Origin of the sequence: Cohnella faecalis, assembly GCF_003570905.1 — a bacterium.
Classification (GTDB): Bacteria; Bacillota; Bacilli; order Paenibacillales; family Paenibacillaceae; genus Cohnella; species Cohnella faecalis.
In genome coordinates, this window is sequence record NZ_QXJM01000039.1 from 1277499 (window position 1) to 1293414 (window position 15916).

Annotated in this window: 14 protein-coding genes and 3 pseudogenes; 16 read left to right on the plus strand and 1 reads right to left on the minus strand. The window is 51.6% G+C overall.

Annotation, left to right across the window (positions count from 1 at the left end):
• Positions 1–22 precede the first annotated feature (22 nt).
• From D3H35_RS32615 to D3H35_RS18935, 5 genes and pseudogenes are all read left to right on the plus strand, one after another.
• A pseudogene (locus D3H35_RS32615) lies at positions 23–1089 on the plus strand (GerAB/ArcD/ProY family transporter).
• Positions 1090–1130: 41 nt separating this feature from the next.
• Positions 1131–1642, plus strand: a pseudogene (locus D3H35_RS18920) (Ger(x)C family spore germination protein); the annotation flags it as partial.
• 18 nt (positions 1643–1660) lie between these two features.
• On the plus strand, positions 1661–1993 hold the full coding sequence (locus D3H35_RS35380; protein ID WP_459178253.1) for a Ger(x)C family spore germination C-terminal domain-containing protein: 333 nt from the start codon (positions 1661–1663) through the stop codon (positions 1991–1993).
• A gap of 2 nt (positions 1994–1995) precedes the next feature.
• Positions 1996–2307, plus strand: a complete 312-nt coding sequence (locus D3H35_RS33610; protein WP_267901409.1) for a Ger(x)C family spore germination C-terminal domain-containing protein — start codon at positions 1996–1998, stop codon at positions 2305–2307.
• A gap of 10 nt (positions 2308–2317) precedes the next feature.
• Positions 2318–2542, plus strand: coding sequence for a hypothetical protein (locus D3H35_RS18935; protein WP_119150754.1), 225 nt, complete (start codon positions 2318–2320; stop codon positions 2540–2542).
• 78 nt (positions 2543–2620) lie between these two features.
• On the opposite strand, the gene D3H35_RS18940 is transcribed toward D3H35_RS18935, so the two are convergent.
• Positions 2621–3256 (minus strand): hypothetical protein, encoded by a 636-nt coding sequence (locus tag D3H35_RS18940; protein ID WP_378125323.1) that lies wholly within the window; start codon positions 3254–3256, stop codon positions 2621–2623.
• 408 nt (positions 3257–3664) lie between these two features.
• Here D3H35_RS18940 and D3H35_RS18945 point away from each other — a divergent pair, with 408 nt between their 5' ends.
• The 11 genes and pseudogenes from D3H35_RS18945 (at position 3665) to serS (ending at position 15777) form a co-directional block, all read left to right on the plus strand.
• Positions 3665–4288 (plus strand): histidine phosphatase family protein, encoded by a 624-nt coding sequence (locus tag D3H35_RS18945; RefSeq protein WP_119150755.1) that lies wholly within the window; start codon positions 3665–3667, stop codon positions 4286–4288.
• A 41-nt stretch (positions 4289–4329) separates the two neighbouring features.
• Positions 4330–5558, plus strand: a pseudogene (locus tag D3H35_RS32625) (sugar ABC transporter substrate-binding protein).
• 176 nt (positions 5559–5734) lie between these two features.
• Positions 5735–7045 carry a carbohydrate ABC transporter permease gene (locus D3H35_RS18960; RefSeq protein ID WP_119150758.1) on the plus strand — a complete coding sequence of 437 codons (1311 nt, stop codon included), beginning with the start codon at positions 5735–5737 and terminating at the stop codon, positions 7043–7045.
• Positions 7045–7884 carry a sugar ABC transporter permease gene (locus D3H35_RS18965; RefSeq protein WP_233567997.1) on the plus strand — a complete coding sequence of 280 codons (840 nt, stop codon included), beginning with the start codon at positions 7045–7047 and terminating at the stop codon, positions 7882–7884. Before D3H35_RS18960 ends, D3H35_RS18965 begins: the two co-directional genes overlap by 1 nt.
• A gap of 29 nt (positions 7885–7913) precedes the next feature.
• Positions 7914–8717, plus strand: a complete 804-nt coding sequence (locus D3H35_RS18970) for a histidinol-phosphatase (protein WP_233567998.1) — start codon at positions 7914–7916, stop codon at positions 8715–8717.
• Positions 8718–8760: 43 nt separating this feature from the next.
• Positions 8761–9504 carry an MgtC/SapB family protein gene (locus tag D3H35_RS18975; RefSeq protein WP_119150760.1) on the plus strand — a complete coding sequence of 248 codons (744 nt, stop codon included), beginning with the start codon at positions 8761–8763 and terminating at the stop codon, positions 9502–9504.
• Between the two features lie 96 nt (positions 9505–9600).
• Positions 9601–10626, plus strand: coding sequence for a LacI family DNA-binding transcriptional regulator (locus tag D3H35_RS18980; protein ID WP_158594190.1), 1026 nt, complete (start codon positions 9601–9603; stop codon positions 10624–10626).
• An 86-nt stretch (positions 10627–10712) separates the two neighbouring features.
• Positions 10713–11615 (plus strand): helix-turn-helix transcriptional regulator, encoded by a 903-nt coding sequence (locus D3H35_RS18985; RefSeq protein WP_119150762.1) that lies wholly within the window; start codon positions 10713–10715, stop codon positions 11613–11615.
• 113 nt (positions 11616–11728) lie between these two features.
• Positions 11729–12283: a YbhB/YbcL family Raf kinase inhibitor-like protein gene (locus D3H35_RS18990; protein ID WP_119150763.1), complete on the plus strand. Its 555-nt coding sequence runs from the start codon at positions 11729–11731 to the stop codon at positions 12281–12283.
• 1091 nt (positions 12284–13374) lie between these two features.
• Positions 13375–14475, plus strand: a complete 1101-nt coding sequence (serC, locus tag D3H35_RS18995) for a 3-phosphoserine/phosphohydroxythreonine transaminase (protein ID WP_119151224.1) — start codon at positions 13375–13377, stop codon at positions 14473–14475.
• A 15-nt stretch (positions 14476–14490) separates the two neighbouring features.
• The gene (gene serS / locus D3H35_RS19000; RefSeq protein ID WP_119150764.1) at positions 14491–15777 is read left to right on the plus strand and encodes a serine--tRNA ligase; all 1287 of its coding nucleotides are present in this window, start codon (positions 14491–14493) and stop codon (positions 15775–15777) included.
• Positions 15778–15916: the final 139 nt, after the last annotated feature.

Genomic DNA, 15916 nt, shown 5'->3' on the forward strand with positions numbered 1-15916 from the left:
GTCTCTGCAATTAGCCGTGCTTATGTATCCTCTTATTTTGGCGACATCGGTGCTGAGCGTGCCAAGCGTAACGATGAGATTTGCCGGCCATGACATGTGGATGTCGCCCTTGTGGGCTATTTTCATCGGCTTGCTGGCCATCTACATCGCTTATCGCCTGAACGTACGTTACCCTAGCTTGTCTCCGATCCAATCCAGCGTCCTCATTGCGGGAAAAATACCCGGCAAGCTGTGCGGACTTTATTTTCTGTTGTATATGCCGCATTTGAATGGAGTAGTCGTGAGGGAGTACGGGGAGTTCGTTCTGAGCACGATTCTGCCCGGCACGCCTCTGTATGTCGTTATGGGCAGTCTTCTGTTCGTATGCGCGATCAATGCCCGCAGCGGTATCGAGGTAATTGGCCGGAGCGGCATTATCCTCGTTGCACTAACGGTGATTTTCCTTTTCGTGATCTTGCTGCTGCTCATTCCCGAGCTTTATCCGGACGAGCTGCTTCCCATCGCGGAAAAAGGGTTGAAGCCCAGCCTTCTGGGAGCGATCGCCCCGGCAAGCTGGCTAAGCGAATTCGCTTTTCTTGCCTTTCTGCTTCCATTCGTCTCGGACCGGTCGCGGGCTTTGAAGGCGTCAGTCTATTCTCTTATTGCAATTACGATCACGATGCTGGCCGTTAATATCGTCTGTCTGTTCCTCTTCGGGATATGACCGATAGCTTCGTGTTTCCGGTTATGATCGCGGCGAGGTATATCAGCTTTGCGGATTTTCTGCAGCATATAGAAGCGTTGATCGTGGCGATTTGGATCGCGGGCATCTTCGTCAAAGTGTCGGTGTTCCTCTATGTTCAAGCAATTTCGTTGGCTCAGTGGCTGAATCTCAACGACTTCAGGCCGCTTGTTTTCCCGTTGGCTTTTCTGGATCTGGTCTATTCGTTCTGGGTCATTTCCAACCAGAGCGAGATCGCCACCCTTCTGGGCTCGTCCGGCAATCTGTATACGTTGTTCGTCCTGATCGTTCTTCCGGGCTTGCTGCTCGCTGTCGCCAGAATAAGAAACGGCCGGGTGCATCGCACCGTCGGAAACGGCCAATCATGAGGACGCGGCGGGTTGGGCGAAGCTTCGCGCGATCTGTGGGTATGTTAACGATATCGATCCTGCTTCTGTTGTCGACCGGATGCTGGGACAGAAGAGAGATCAACGATCTGGCCATCGTTCTGGCGACGGGGGTCGATCTTTCCGAGGAAGGGGATGTCTTGCTGTCCGCGCAAATCTTCATTCCGAGAGCGGCGGGAGGCGGCCCCCAAGGAAATACGGGAGGAAGCGGCGGAAATACGACAGGGGATACTTTCGTTAGAAAAGCGACCGGGAAGACGATCGCTGAAGCGATGGCCAAGCTGCAGCGCAAATTGTCCCGTCATTTGTTCTGGGGCACAGCGAGGTCATCGTCTTCGGCCATGCAGCCGCTAGCAACGGAATAAGGGCGTACATGGATTTTTTTCTGCGGTATCTCCAATTCCGCGAGCATGCCTATGCTTATGTCAGCGAAGGCGAGGCCGAAACCGTATTGGGACTGGAGCCGCTGCTTGAGCGCAGCTCGTCGGAGGAATTGAGAGAGATGGGCAACATGAAGATCGGGATGCTGGTCACGCTCAAAAATTTGGCCCGGATGGTGGATGGCGATAGTCGCTCGGCTGTTCTATCGAACATATCCCCGGTTGTATCGAAGAACGGAAATCGGCCCGCTGCCAAGACTACCGCGCTCAACCATTTGGCTCTATTCGAGGAGGATAAGATGATCGCTTCCTTGCAGGAACCCGAATCGAGAGGGCTGCTGCTCATCCGGAACGAAATGGAGACGATAAATTTCTCTTTTCCGTTGAAAGGAACGGAAGGGGAAGTCTCCATTAACCTGCTGGATGCCAGCGCAAAGCTAATTCCTCGCATCGGGAGCGACGGGAATGGCGGATGCGCATCGACGTGCGCGTATCCGGAGATTTGATCTTGAATACGACGAATATATCCAGTATGTCTCTACCGTTCATGGAAAAGGTAAAGACTGCGTGGGCATCCCAATTGAAGGAAGACACCGATGCGGCGATCGAGCGTATTCAAAAAGAGTTAGCGGTCGACGCTTTCGGATTCGCCGAGCAATTCAGACGTCATTTTCCCCACCAATGGGCGAAATCAAAGGCGGATTGGAAGGAAATATTCAAGCGGATGCCGGTCGATGTGCGAATCTATACCCGAGTGGTGAGAATAGGCAAGTCGGATATTCCGCAGGGAATTCCCGAAGATCAGGTTCGCAAAAAGTAGGGGGACAATTATGCACGGATTTGCAGCAGCCGGAATTGTCGTAACGGGCGCGATTATTGTTCTGTGGGAGAATTTGCTGGCGAAAGAGAGAGCGGCGAAAGCGGCCGTCGTAACGATAACCGCATGCGCGTGCATCCTTTCGATAGCACTGTTGTTCATGCCGGAGCTGACGGGTCCGACCGACTGGGTTATGCCCTTGTTTCGCCCGATTGCCAAATGGATCGGACTGGAATAAGAGCTTGAATGGCCTGGGGGAGAATCGTACAAATGAAGCGCCAAAGACAAGCGATGTCTTTGGCGCTTTTCTGTTTTACTAGTCGCATTGATAGTGGAATTCAGGTCCCGTTTGAATAAAGTAACCGCTCCTTACTTGTCCGGCCCAGTTCTGCAAGGCTTCCTTCCATTGAACGCTGTCAAAAAATTCATCTACGGTTGTTGTATTAGAGAACCAGATTAAAGGCGTGAATGGCGCGAGCGGCCCTGCATCCCCCCATACGCCGCCCGCCAGAATCGTACTCTCCTTGACCAGCAGCAGCGGCAGTCCGTATTGATAAGCCATCGAGGGCTCGATTTGCAAGAAAGGAGAATAAGGTTCTCCTAGAGCAGTAGGCCCTGTCGGTTTCAAAAGGGCAGCCGTCATTCCATAGCTGGATTTAATGATCCGACGAATATTTTCCAGGGTAGTATTCGGATACTGGTCCGTATTTGGTATTGTTCTCGGGAATAGCAATACTTTCTTAATTTCCTTGAACATCCTAATGATAAACCGTTGCTGCTCGGATAATGGGGGCTGCGGCGGACCGAGAGTGAACAGGTTTTGGTGGCTGAAAAAGATGGGAATTCTAAAGAGCGCGCTTGCGGCATCATTCAAGTCGTTGATATCTTTGTGGGTCTGATTGATTTCGTCGATGATCATTTGTTCTTCATATTGTTTTTTTATGTCACTCACCTCCCTCATGCACAACTTATTCAGGAGAAAAGGGGGAGCTTGTGTCAATCTACCGAAAGGCAAGGAAAATGTTAAGAGAACTGCTAGAACGATTGCGAGTTGTCTCTCGAAGAACGCCGCCCGGTTGAAGCAGATTGCAGCGATAATTCATCGTTAATGAAATAGTTTCAGAAAATTATATGAAAATAATAACAGAAAAAACGCTTATAAAGACTGTAATTTTAGCTTAAACCTCCTATTATTCGGTTGATTTTTTCATTATACAAATAAATAATGCAAAAAATCATCGGAAAATGCCCTTTTGATACTTCACACTTTATGAAAGTTGTGGTTTAATGATTGTGAAACGTAATTGAAATTTCATGAAACACGTTTCACGAATGAACGAAAAGGAGGTGAATCTTTCAATTGCATCTGTACGTTATTCGACACGGGCAGTCAACCATGAATATTGGACAAGGCGGGGGAGCGAACTGCGACCTATCTGAGATAGGATATTGGCAAGCCGAGCAAATCCCTTCCTTTTTCCAAAACATCAGGATCAAGGCCATCTATTCCAGCCCGCTTCGCAGAGCGATTCATTCGGCGTTGCCTCTAAGCCGGTTCTGCGGCTTGCCGGTTATTCTCGTTCCGGAAATGTCGGAGATGTTTCTGGAGCAGTGGACGGATTATCGGGATTATGAATGGAAAAGCTGCAGCGAAATTGTAAGCGATTACTCCGATGTGCGGTTCTTGCATACGCACGATGCAAACAAGCCATGGTGGCCGGTTTGGCCGGAGATTCCGAGCGGGGTCAGAGCCCGAGTTCGATCGTTCTACGATGCTCATATTGCTCCCGATCTCGATACGGACGAGCATATTGTCGTCTTCGGCCATGGTCAATCCACTGCGGATTTGAAGCAGATAGCCAATCCGGGCGATACGATTCCGGTTTACAATGCGGGGATCGTGGAATTCATTATGAATTCCGCCGGAAAATGCGAGTCTGCCGTCGTTCATACCGATCATCTGGGGGCTCATGTATCGGATTAGCTTGTTGATTAAGCGATCAAACAATCGAGAGGGGTTCAGCAATGAAAATCAAAAAAACAGCGCTGCTATCGGCAGCTCTTATTACGGCTTTATCTTTGAGTGCATGTTCATCGAACAAAACCAATAACCAGGCTCCGAGCGCAATCACTCCGACGGCAGACGCTGCGCAAACGGCAGGAAATGCGGAGGAAGAGGGACTGATTCCGGAACCGGGCGCCAAATTGATCATTTGGGAAGGCAAGGACGAGAAGCCTTTCATCGATGCGATTGCGCAAGAGTTTACGGCCAAATACAAGATCCCCGTCGAGTTTCAGGAAGTTCCGGCGACCGATCAACGTAAAAAGCTGAAAACCGACGGGCCGGCCGGCCTGGGCGCGGACGTACTGGTTATGCCTCACAATACGCTTGGCGATGCCGTTGCCTCCGGAATTTTACTGCCTAACGATATATTCGCGGAAGATACGAAGGCGAACTATCCCAAGGAGCTGGTTGACGCCGTATCGTTGGACGGGGTTATCTACGGCTATCCGCGCAACGTGGAAACTTACCTTCTCTACTACAATAAGGAGCTTGTGAAGGAAGAAGATCTTGCGTCATGGGATAGCATCATTAAATTTGCCAAGGGATATAACGATGTCGGCAATAACAAATTCGGATTTATGTGGCAGGTAGGCGACTTTTATTACAACTATTCATGGATTGCCGGCAACGGCGGTTATGTGTTCGGGCAAACGGCACGGATCCTACGGATATCGGGTTGAACAACGACGGGGCCGTCGAGGGCATGAAGTTTTATCAAAGCTTGCGCGAAGCGCTGCCAATCAAAGCTGCGGACGCAACCGCGGACGTAAAAACGAATCTCTTCCAAACCGGCAAGCTGCCGATCAATATGGACGGGGTTTCCCAGCTCGGTAATTTCACGAAAGAAAAGCTCGGCTTCGAAGTGGGCGCCGTTCCGCTTCCTCCGATGTCCAACGGCAAAAAACCGGTCAGCTTTGCAGGGGTTAAAGCCTATTACGTAAGCTCCTTCAGCAAATATCCGAATGCCGCCAAGCTGTTCATTCAGTTCGCGACCACGCAGGAAGCGGCGGTGAAAAATTTCGAATTAACCGGAATCATTCCGGCGCGCAACGGGATGGATTCCGATCCGGCCATCGCAAATAACGAAATTGTAAAAGCGTTTACGGAACAAATTAAAAACTCGCAGCCGATGCCTAACATTTTGCCTGCAACCCAAATCTGGGCCCTTCGACCGCTTCGCTGGAATTGATCTGGAACGGCGGGAACGTGAAGGAAATATTGGACAAGTCCGTTGCGGATATTAAATCCGGAATCGAGCAACAGAGCAAGAAATAAGCCTTCGATAATGGAATATAAACAACGATTGGGCGATTGCCCGCCGACAAGCGGGCGATCGCTTAATTCGAAGGAGTGCATTCCCGACTTATGAACTCATATAGGAAAACCGCGGCGGTTCTCTCTGTCATAGCGATGGGATTAGGGCAGATCTTTAATCGTCAATATACTAAGGGGATTTTATTGCTCTTTCTATACGCTGGCGGGCTCTATTACTTCGTTAACAATCTGGGACATGCGCTATGGGGAATTACTACCCTTGGCGAGAAGAGCCAGCATTTGGAGCTCGTAGGCAAAGTCTACAAGATGGTACCGGGCGATCATTCGATTTTTCTAATCGTTCAGGCGTTAATCGTGTTATTTGCGCTTCTCTTATTTATCATTGCTTACATCGCGAACGTTAAGGATGCCTATCGCGTCGGAAAGTCCCGCGAGCAAGGAATTTTACCGCGTAATTTCATAGGTACCTTGCAATATACGAACCAACAAAAGTTTCCTCAGCTCATCATTGCTCTGCCGCTCATATTTGTGTTTTTCTTCACCGTATTGCCGTTAGTGTTTTCGATCTTGATCGCTTTCACAAATTACTCTTCTCCGAAGCATCTGCCGCCCGCCAATTTAATAGATTGGATCGGCTTCGATGCGTTTAAGGAACTGTTCACTTTAAGCAAATGGGCAAAAACGTTCTATGGCGTATTCACCTGGAATATCATATGGGCGGTTTTAGCGACAATTACGACGTTTTTCGGTGGGTTCGGCGTAGCGCTGCTCGTTCAGCATTCAAGCACGCGATTCAAGCCGCTTTGGCGGACGATCTATATTCTCCCATTCGCTATTCCCAGCTTCGTCTCGTATTTGATCATGCGCAATATGTTTAATTCCCAGTTCGGACCTGTCAATCAGTACTTGAAATGGCTTGGCATCCAGGGGCCTTCATGGCTCTCCGATCCGATCTGGGCTAAAGCGACGGTGTTATTGGTCAATCTCTGGCATGGCTATCCAATCTCCATGCTGCTCATTATCGGGATTCTGACCACGATTCCCAAAGAGCTTTATCAGGCGGCGGAAGTCGACGGAGCTTCGGCGGCTCAGAAGTTCAGAATGATCACGTTCCCAAGCGTTATGTTCTCGCTGTCGCCGATCCTTATCGGCATGTTCGCCGGGAACGTCAACAGCTTCAGCGCTATTTTCCTGTTGACTAACGGCAATCCGGCCAACAGCGAATACCAATTCGCAGGGAGCACGGATATTCTGATCACATGGCTTTATAACCTGACAATAAATCAAGGCAATTACAATTTCGCTTCCGTCATCGGCATCATTATATTTATTATTCTAGCAACGTTGTCCATTTGGAATTTCCGTCGTACACGGTCGTTCAGAGAGGAGGATGTTCATTGATGGCCACATCTGGAAAGCTGAAGAAAATGGCGGGCTCTATCGTCATCCATCTGCTTTTGTTTATTATTGCCGTCGTAACCATCTACCCGGCTTTATGGGTCGTATTGGCCTCTTTCCGGCCGGGGACGGCGCTCTATAGCGAGCATCTTATTCCTGAACGGCTCACGCTGGGGCATTATCGCGAATTGTTCGAGATGTTCCCTTTTGCGCAATGGTATGTCAATACTTTGAAAATTGCGGTCGTTTCTATGGTATGCAGCACCTTTTTCGTGTTGCTGACGGGATACGCCTTCTCCCGGTTCCGTTTTTACGGACGCAAAGGTTTGATGACGGGTTTGTTCGTTCTCGGCATGTTTCCGTCATTCATGAGCATGGTCGCGGTTTATATATTGCTGCTGAATATGAACTTGCTGAATACGCACTCCGCATTGATATTCGTTTACTCGGCAGGAGCGGCTATGGGGTACTTGCTCGTTAAGGGGTATTTCGACACGATTCCGAGAAGCTTGGAGGAAGCGGCCAGAATAGACGGAGCTAACCATTGGATCGTCTTTTTCAAAATTTTCGTGCCGTTGTCCAGACCTCTGATCGTATACTTGTCGGTAACCTCGTTTGCCGGAGCGTTCAACGATTTTATTTTTGCGCAAATGGTATTGCGAACAAAAGAGAATCAGACGCTTGCAGTCGGATTGTATAATATGGTAAGCAGCCAATTTTCTACACAATTTACGATTTTTGCTGCGGGCTGCGTATTGGTTGCCCTTCCGATTACGCTAGTATTCATGTTCTTCCAACGTTTCTTGGTGGAAGGTTTGACTGCCGGAGCGGAAAAAGGATAGTCGGAGTTGGGAAGAGCGGAGGAGAAATCATGTTTGATTTGCACACGCATCACGAACGATGCGGCCATGCTGTAGGCTCATTGGAGGATTATATAGAGAGTGCAATCGCCAATGGGTTACGAGTTCTCGGCATCACGGACCATTCGCCTTATTTTTTTGCAAAGGAAGACCATCCTTATCCAAGATTAGCGATGGCCAAAAGCGAATTTCCTAAATATGTGGAAGAAATCATGTTATTAAAGAAGAAATACGAAGGCCGAATCGAGCTGCTTGTAGGCATAGAATCGGACGTTTTCAAGGAATACGCCGATTTATACGGCGAGGTATACACCCGGTTTCCTCTTGATTACGTGATCGGCTCGATCCACTTCACTTCCCCGTTCGCCATCATGAGGGGCTTGAATTGGAAAGCCGCCTCCGATGAGGAACGGCGGTCGGAAATCGAGCGAGTTGCCGAACTGCTGCACCTCTCCGTTCGCTGCGGATGGGTCAACATTATCGGTCATATGGACAGGTTCAACAGAGGGTACCCTTCTTTTAGGCAATCTATTGCGCCGTACTTGGACTCAACGCTCAAAATGTTGGCCGAAAGCGGCGTAGCTATGGAAGTGAACACAGGCGGGTTCCGGAAAGGCTCCGAAGACTACTATCCTTCCCTGGATGTGGTCGAGCGCGCCCATTATTACGGCGTGGACATTACGTTCGGGTCAGACGCGCACCACCCGGATCGAGTAGGGGACGGCGGGGAGACGGTTCGCGCGATGTTGAAGAATATTGGCTATAAACAATGGGTTATTTTCAAACAGCGAAAGCCTGTTTATTTGGATCTTTAGATCGGTGTTCAAATCCTTCAAGGGAGGGAGGAAGGGAGCCTTCATGAGCATGGCAAGTTCCGGGATATGGCATATCACTTATTTGGACATGACCATTCGTATTCTGGTCGCCTTGCTGCTGGGCGGACTGATCGGTTTCGAGCGGGAAGTTAACAACCATGCGGCCGGATTTCGTACGCATATTCTCGTTTGTATCGGTTCCGCGACGATCATGCTGCTGTCCATCTACGGCTTTGGCGATTTTGCGAAGGAGCTGAACGTCCGAATGGATCCTGCCCGGCTGGCCGCCCAGGTCATCACGGGTATCGGATTTCTAGGGGCGGGAGCGATCATTCGCACGGGCTCGTACGTATCCGGGTTGACGACAGCGGCTTCGATCTGGGTCGTCGCGGCCATCGGACTTTGCGTCGGAGCGGGGTTTTATTACGGGGCGGCTCTAGTTACGTTTCTCGTGCTAGTCAGCTTGTTCATATTCAATAAGTGGGAGAAGTATTTGCTGCGTAAATTCAGAAAGCACGAGATGAGTATCGAAATATACGATCGCCCGGGCTTGTTGGGAGAGCTCGTCGAGAAATTAAGCGAGCAAGGCATTCAAATTTCAAAAATGTCGGTTCAACCGAACGATGAGAAAGAAGAGCGCAAGCGGACGGTGCTTGTTCGTTTCAACGTTAAGGTGCCGCAGGCGGACAGGATGGTGCGGGCAATCGATTACATTACGGCCTTCGAGGAAGTGCTGTCTATCGAACTGCCTGCTTTCTCCGGCTACTCGAAAGCGGCAAGCAGTTGAATCGGGCAAACCGGAGCATCGGCGGCTGGATTAAACCAATTGATCATAGTAAGATAAGTAAATATGGTAAGTTTATGAAAACTTTTGCGTTTCGGGGTGATTCAAATCTCTACGATCAAAGATGTTGCTCTCCTTGCCGGCGTTTCGCCTGCGACCGTATCCCGGGTGATCACTAATAAAGGCAACATCGCCAGCGATACAAGGGCAAAAGTTTACTCCGCCATGGAGCAAATCAACTACGTGCCGATACAATCCTTAGCGCAGAGTAAATCCGGAACGATCGGCTTTTCGATTGCGAGAGATCCTAAAGATATGCTCGGCAACCCCTTTTTCAACGATGTGCTGTGCGGAATAGCGGAAGAAGCCAAGAAATTCGAATACCATGTGCAATTTTCATTATATTCGAGCATAGAAGAGCAAATCGAAAATACGATTAAGCTGTTCAAGCTGAAGCAGGTGAACGGATTTATTTTTACGAGCGTCCTGTCGTCGGATAAGGATCTGCTGCTCAAGAGCATGCAGGAAAAGGATGTTCCGTTCGTGATGATCGGTAGCAGCTTGAATCATAACGTCTTCTCCGTTCACAATGACAATATTCGCGATAGTTATACGGCGACCAAGTTTCTATTGGGGAAAGGGTACCGAGACATTCTCTTCCTGACGCCGAATTTGAAGCAGGACGTTATGTACGACCGCTTGCACGGTTATAAGAGAGCTATTGAAGAGAGCGGCGAAGAGGCTTCGGCTCATGTCGTGTACAGCAGCAATGAAGAGGTCGATATTACGAAAGCTTTGGACAAGGTCATGGAGGAAGGCGTTCGGTTTGACGCAATTCTGACGATGGAGAGCATCATGTCTCTAATTGCGATGAAATATTGTCAAAGAAAAAATTTGAGAGTGCCGGAAGACGTTGGCATACTCTCTTTCAATAATGCGACTTATTTGGATAAAGTATCGCCCTCGATTACGGGATTGAACTTGAATCCATCGATGCTGGGGGCGGAAGCATTCCGGATCGTGTACGATCTGATCGAGACGAAGCCGCAAAGCTTGGTGCAGAAGAGCGTAACGCTCCCTTCGGAAATCATCGAGCGGCAATCGACGCAGCGCACTCCTTCTTAGACGCGTGGGCTAGGACTTGCGAGGCATAAGAGAACGGGCCTAAGAAAGTGAGTTTTTCGACGCTTCTCAAGAAGGGGGCTTTTGCTATGGACTACATTACGTACGGCGACGCCATGTATACAGGTCATCCGCACCCGATGAAATACGTACCCGAAACGTCGGCATTGGAGGACGGACAGCCTTCGTTCTGCTACCGGTTAATTTTCGTTCAGGCGGGCAACGGCCTGCTGTCCATCAACGATAAGCTGTACCCGATTACCGCTCCGGCCTTATACGGCTTGAACGAGAAGGAAGCGGCAAAGTTTCATGCCGCCGGAGCTCCCGTCGCCGCCGTCTCGCTGCGCTTCCATCCGAGCGTCGTGAACGATAAGCTCACGCTCGATCTGGAAGCGGGGCCGGGCGCGGATTACATCGTGACCGACGTGCAGGACCGCTGGCTGCTCAAGCCTTTTTTCGAACGGCTGGACGGCTACTACGGCTGTATTCCCGTCGATCCGTCGATGATAAAGCTAATAACGCAAATTATGGACGATATCCGGGAAACGCTAACGGTGCAGCCGGTCAGCTGGCCGTGCAAAAGCCGCTCTTTGTTGATGGAGTTATTGCTGCTCATGAAGAGGATGAATCCGCTGACGAGCGACGCTCCCGATACGATAGCCGGCATGGCGGAAGATCCCGTGCTGCCGATCGTCGAATATCTCCATTCATTCTATGAGCAGAAGCTGAATATAGAGGAACTGGCCAAGACGTTCCACACGAACAAAACGACGCTGAACAAGCGTTTTCGAGTCTATACGGGCCATTCCGTCATGTCGTATTTGAACGCGATTCGCATGAGGAAGGCGAGCGACTACTTGCGGACGACGACGGATCCCGTCCAAGTCATATTGGAGAGGACGGGCTTCAAGGACGCGACTCATTTCGCCCGGAATTTCCGCGCTTATTCGGGATATACTCCATCCGAATACAGAAACCGTTCGCGAGGTTAATCCGCCGCGTTCTTCGCCTTTGTTGTCGATTAGCCGATTATGGTTGTCGATTAGCTGTGTCGTCCAGCTCTCCCTCTCGGTAAAATGAGAAAAAAAGGGGGAGGGTTTTACAAATGATGAAAAAAGGGTTCGGAGTTTTGCTCGCTGGACTGTTGTTGCTGATTGCTGCGGCCTGTTCGAATAACGAAGGCTCGGACAAAAAGGGAAAATTCGAGCTGACGTCTTCCGCGTTCAAAAACGGCGGTCGTATCGACGAAAAGTACACGGGCGCGAACACGAATTTCCCGCTCGCATGGAATGGCGCGCCGAAAGGAACGAAATCGTTCGCGGTATTCACGGTCGATCTTCATCCTGTTGCCGACGAATGGGTTCATTGGGTCGTCATCGATTTGCCGGCTGACACGAAAGAGCTCGGAGAGAACGTCTCCGGGACGGACCAGCTTCCTCAGGGAAGCAAGGAGCTTGGAAATTCATTCGGGCCAAAAGGCTACGGGGGTCCGACTCCTCCGGCAGGCTCGGGAGATCACGAATACAAGACGATTTTGTACGCGCTCGACGTGGAAAAATTGGACATTCCCGATTCGGTCAGCTATGCAGGGTTCAGCAAGCTTGTCGAGTCTCATGTGATCGAGAAGACGGAGCTTAGCGGGTTTTACGAAAACAAATAAGAATATAGAAGGGCCGTCTATGGGGATCCGAATTCGGATTCCAGTGGCGGCCCTTTTTCTTAGCCCCGCTGATTGGTCGGAATGGCGGAGACGGCGGGTAACAATGGTACGCGGTCCCACTGATTAGGCGGATCGGCGGCGATGGCGGGTAACAATGGTACGCGGTCCCACTGATTGGTCGGAATGGCGGCGGTGGCGAGGTAACAATGGTACGTCGTCCCACTGATTGGTCGGAATGGCGGCGTTGACGGGTAACAATGGTACGTCGTCCCACTGATTGAGCGGAATGGCGGCGATGGCGGGGTAACTATGGTACGTCGTCCCACTGATTGGTCGGAATGGCGGTGGTGGCGGGGTAACAATGGTACGTCGTCCCACTGATTGGTCGGAATGGCGGCGGTGGAGTAACAATGGTACGTCGTCCCACTGATTGAGCGGAATGGCAGCGATGGCGGGGTACAATGGTACGTCGTCCCACTTATTGGGCGGAATGGCGGCGGCGGTGGAGTAACAATGGTACGTCGTCCCAGTGATTGGGAGGAATGGCGACGGTGGTGGAGTAACAATGGTACGTCGTCCCAGTGATTGAGCGGAATGGCGGCGATGGCGGGGGAACAATGGTACGTAGTCCCACTTATTGGGCGGAATGGCGGCGCTGTTGGAGTAACAATGGTACGCGGTCCCGCTGATTGGGCGGAATGGCGGCGTTGACGGGTAACAATGGTACGTCGTCACAGTGATTGGGAGGAATGGCGACAGTGGTGGTGGGGACGATGACGTCTGAACTGTATAGCCTGTTGACAACCAGCGTTAAAGCTCTATAATGATACCAAAGCTGTACATTCGGATCATGCCGATGATGAGAATCCAACTCGGAGGCGTTTTCGTCAAGAGCTTCCCGTTCGCGGGAAGCTTCCTAAGTTAACCGGCCCCGCCCGTTATCGCGGAACCAAGAGGACCTTGGCGCGCTTCGTTGCGCGGCTCGGTCAAGTTGGGTGGCACCGCGAGCAGAACGCTCCTCGTCCCAATCATAGGACGAGGAGCGTTCTTTGTTGTTTAAATTAGCGGAAAAGGACGGGATGGAAATGAGCATGATCGAAGGAACGAAGAGGGCGTACAATTTTAATCCGGGTCCGGCGGCTCTGCCGTTGGAAGTGCTGGAGCAAGCGCAAAAGGAGTTCGTCTCTTACGCCGGGCAGGGGATGTCGCTGTTGGAAATGTCGCACCGGAGCAAGACAGTTGAGCGGCTGAACGAAGAGACTCAGGAGCTGCTGCTGGAGCTGCTCGGCATTCGAGCCGGGTATCGCGTTTTGTTCATGGGTGGAGGGGCGAGCATGCAGTTCGCCCTCGTGCCGACGAATTTGCTGGCGGAAAACAAGGTTGGCCGTTATGTCTTATCGGGCAGCTTTTCCGAGAAGGCGCTTGCCGAGGCGAAAGCCGTTGGAGCTGCGGAAGCGTTGGCGAGCGGCAAGGACTCGGGCTGGAGCCGGCTTCCCGATTTGGCGGGTATCGCGCCTAAGTCCGATACCGCATACGTCCATATAACGACGAACAACACAATCGAAGGCTCGCGGTTCAGCACGTTTCCCGATCTGGGGACGATCCCGCTCGTGGCCGATATGACGAGCGACATTTTGAGCAGGGAGCTGGATATGAAGAGATTCGCGCTGATTTACGCGGGCGCGCAGAAAAATCTCGGTCCGGCGGGCGTGACTGCCGTTATCTTGCGGGACGACCTGCTTGCCCAATGCTCCGCACGCAGCATTCCGACGATTTTTAATTACGCTGCGTATGCGCAGCATCGGTCGCTGTACAATACGCCGCCGGTGCATGCTATCTATATGATGAAGCTCATGCTGGAATGGGCGAAAAATCAAGGCGGCGTCACTGCATTGGAAAAGCGTAACGCGTACAAGGCGGCTCTCCTCTACGAGGTCATCGACTCAAGCGGCGGCTTTTACGAGGGCATCGTGGAGAAGCTCTTTCGATCGGATATGAACGTCACGTGGCGGATGAAGGACGAGGAGATGGAGAAAAGATTCGTTCGGGAATCGGAACGGAACGGCTTCGAAGGATTGGCCGGACATCGAAGCGTCGGAGGTTTGCGGGCATCGGCGTATAACGCTGTAACCGTCGAGGCGTGCAAGGCTCTCGCCGACTTCATGCTGGATTTCGAAAAGCGGAACGGCTAGAGGAGAGACAAAAAAATGTTGGATATTCGATATATTCGCGATAATGGCGAGCTGCTGCAGCGCACCGCCGACAAGAAGGGAATCGATGTCTCCATTCGGGAGCTTCTGGAGTTGGACGTTCGCCGCAGGCGGCTGCGGCAAGAAGCCGACGAGCTTCGCCGGGAGAGGAACCGTTTGTCCGAGGAAATCGGCCGATGGCTTCGCAGCGGCGAGCACAATCGGGGAGAAGAGGCGAAGCGGACGGTTAACGGAATGAATGAGCGGCTGGACGTCTGCGAAAAGGAATTGGAGGAGGTCGAGGCGCCGTATGAGCGTCTAATGCAGCTTGTGCCGAATCCCGTGTCGGAACAAACGCCTGACGGTCGTTCGGATGAGGACAATGTAGAAATCAAGCGGGTCGGGGAGCTGCCGGCGTTTGATTTCGAGCCGAAAGACCATGTGCAGCTAGGGGAAGAGCTCGGCATTCTCGATATTCCGAGAGCCGTCAAGCTGGCGGGAACGCGGAATTATGCGTTGAAGGGCGTCGGCTTTCATCTTCACCGAGCTGTGCAGCAGCTTGCTCTCGACGTGCTCGACAAGCGCGGGTACGTTCCGATGGATGTCCCGATGCTCGCTCGGGGAGAGGCGTTCAAGCATACCGGCTTTTTCCCGCTTGGTCGGGACCAGACGTTCGCGATCGAGGGCGAGGATCGCTACTTGATCGGAACCTCGGAGGTGAGCCTCGTGTCCTACTACGCGAACGAAATTATCGACCTGACCGAGCCCGTCCGACTGGCGGCCGCCTCGTCCTGCTTCCGCAGCGAAATCGGCTCCGCCGGGAGGGATGTGAGAGGATTGTATCGCGTCCACCAATTCGCGAAGGTCGAGCAGGTCGTCTTTTGCGCGAACGACCCCGAGCTGTCGGAGCGGATGCTGCAGGAGATGACCGCGAATGCGGAGGAGGTGCTGCGGCTGCTGGAGCTGCCCTACCGCGTCGTCTCCGTTTGCATCGGCGATATGTCGCAGAAGACGCACAAGCAATATGATATCGAAACGTGGATGCCGAGTCGGCAAGCTTACGGCGAGACGCATTCGTCGTCGAACCTGCATGATTTTCAGGCGCGCCGGGCGAATATCCGTTATCGCGATAACAACGGCAAGCTGCAATACTGTCATACGCTGAACAATACTGCCGTTGCGACGCCTCGCATCTTAATCCCGCTGCTGGAGAATCATCAGCGGGAGGACGGTTCGGTCTATGTGCCGAAGGCGCTTCGTCCGTATATGGGGGGACTTGAGGAGATCCGCGCCCCCCGTTCTTAGGAAGGTTAGGCTGCCAACACGGCGTATCGCTAATCGTTCGAATAAACTTGGATGGATGCTGAGAGTTTTCTTGCGCCTCGCTTGTTCCGCCAAGCGAATCGGATTATGATACTTTCATTACGGTCTGGCGCAGGCAGAC

What these genes read in the sequence shown, in the direction of transcription:
- D3H35_RS35380 (WP_459178253.1), top strand. Translation starts at nt 1,661, where the DNA reads ATGGTGGATGGCGATAGTCGCTCGGCTGTTCTATCGAACATATCCCCG.
- D3H35_RS18935 (WP_119150754.1), top strand. Translation starts at nt 2,318, where the DNA reads ATGCACGGATTTGCAGCAGCCGGAATTGTCGTAACGGGCGCGATTATT.
- D3H35_RS18960 (WP_119150758.1), top strand. Translation starts at nt 5,735, where the DNA reads ATGAACTCATATAGGAAAACCGCGGCGGTTCTCTCTGTCATAGCGATG.
- D3H35_RS18965 (WP_233567997.1), top strand. Translation starts at nt 7,045, where the DNA reads ATGGCCACATCTGGAAAGCTGAAGAAAATGGCGGGCTCTATCGTCATC.
- D3H35_RS18970 (WP_233567998.1), top strand. Translation starts at nt 7,914, where the DNA reads ATGTTTGATTTGCACACGCATCACGAACGATGCGGCCATGCTGTAGGC.
- D3H35_RS18975 (WP_119150760.1), top strand. Translation starts at nt 8,761, where the DNA reads ATGAGCATGGCAAGTTCCGGGATATGGCATATCACTTATTTGGACATG.
- D3H35_RS18985 (WP_119150762.1), top strand. Translation starts at nt 10,713, where the DNA reads ATGGACTACATTACGTACGGCGACGCCATGTATACAGGTCATCCGCAC.
- D3H35_RS18990 (WP_119150763.1), top strand. Translation starts at nt 11,729, where the DNA reads ATGATGAAAAAAGGGTTCGGAGTTTTGCTCGCTGGACTGTTGTTGCTG.
- serC (WP_119151224.1), top strand. Translation starts at nt 13,375, where the DNA reads ATGATCGAAGGAACGAAGAGGGCGTACAATTTTAATCCGGGTCCGGCG.
- serS (WP_119150764.1), top strand. Translation starts at nt 14,491, where the DNA reads ATGTTGGATATTCGATATATTCGCGATAATGGCGAGCTGCTGCAGCGC.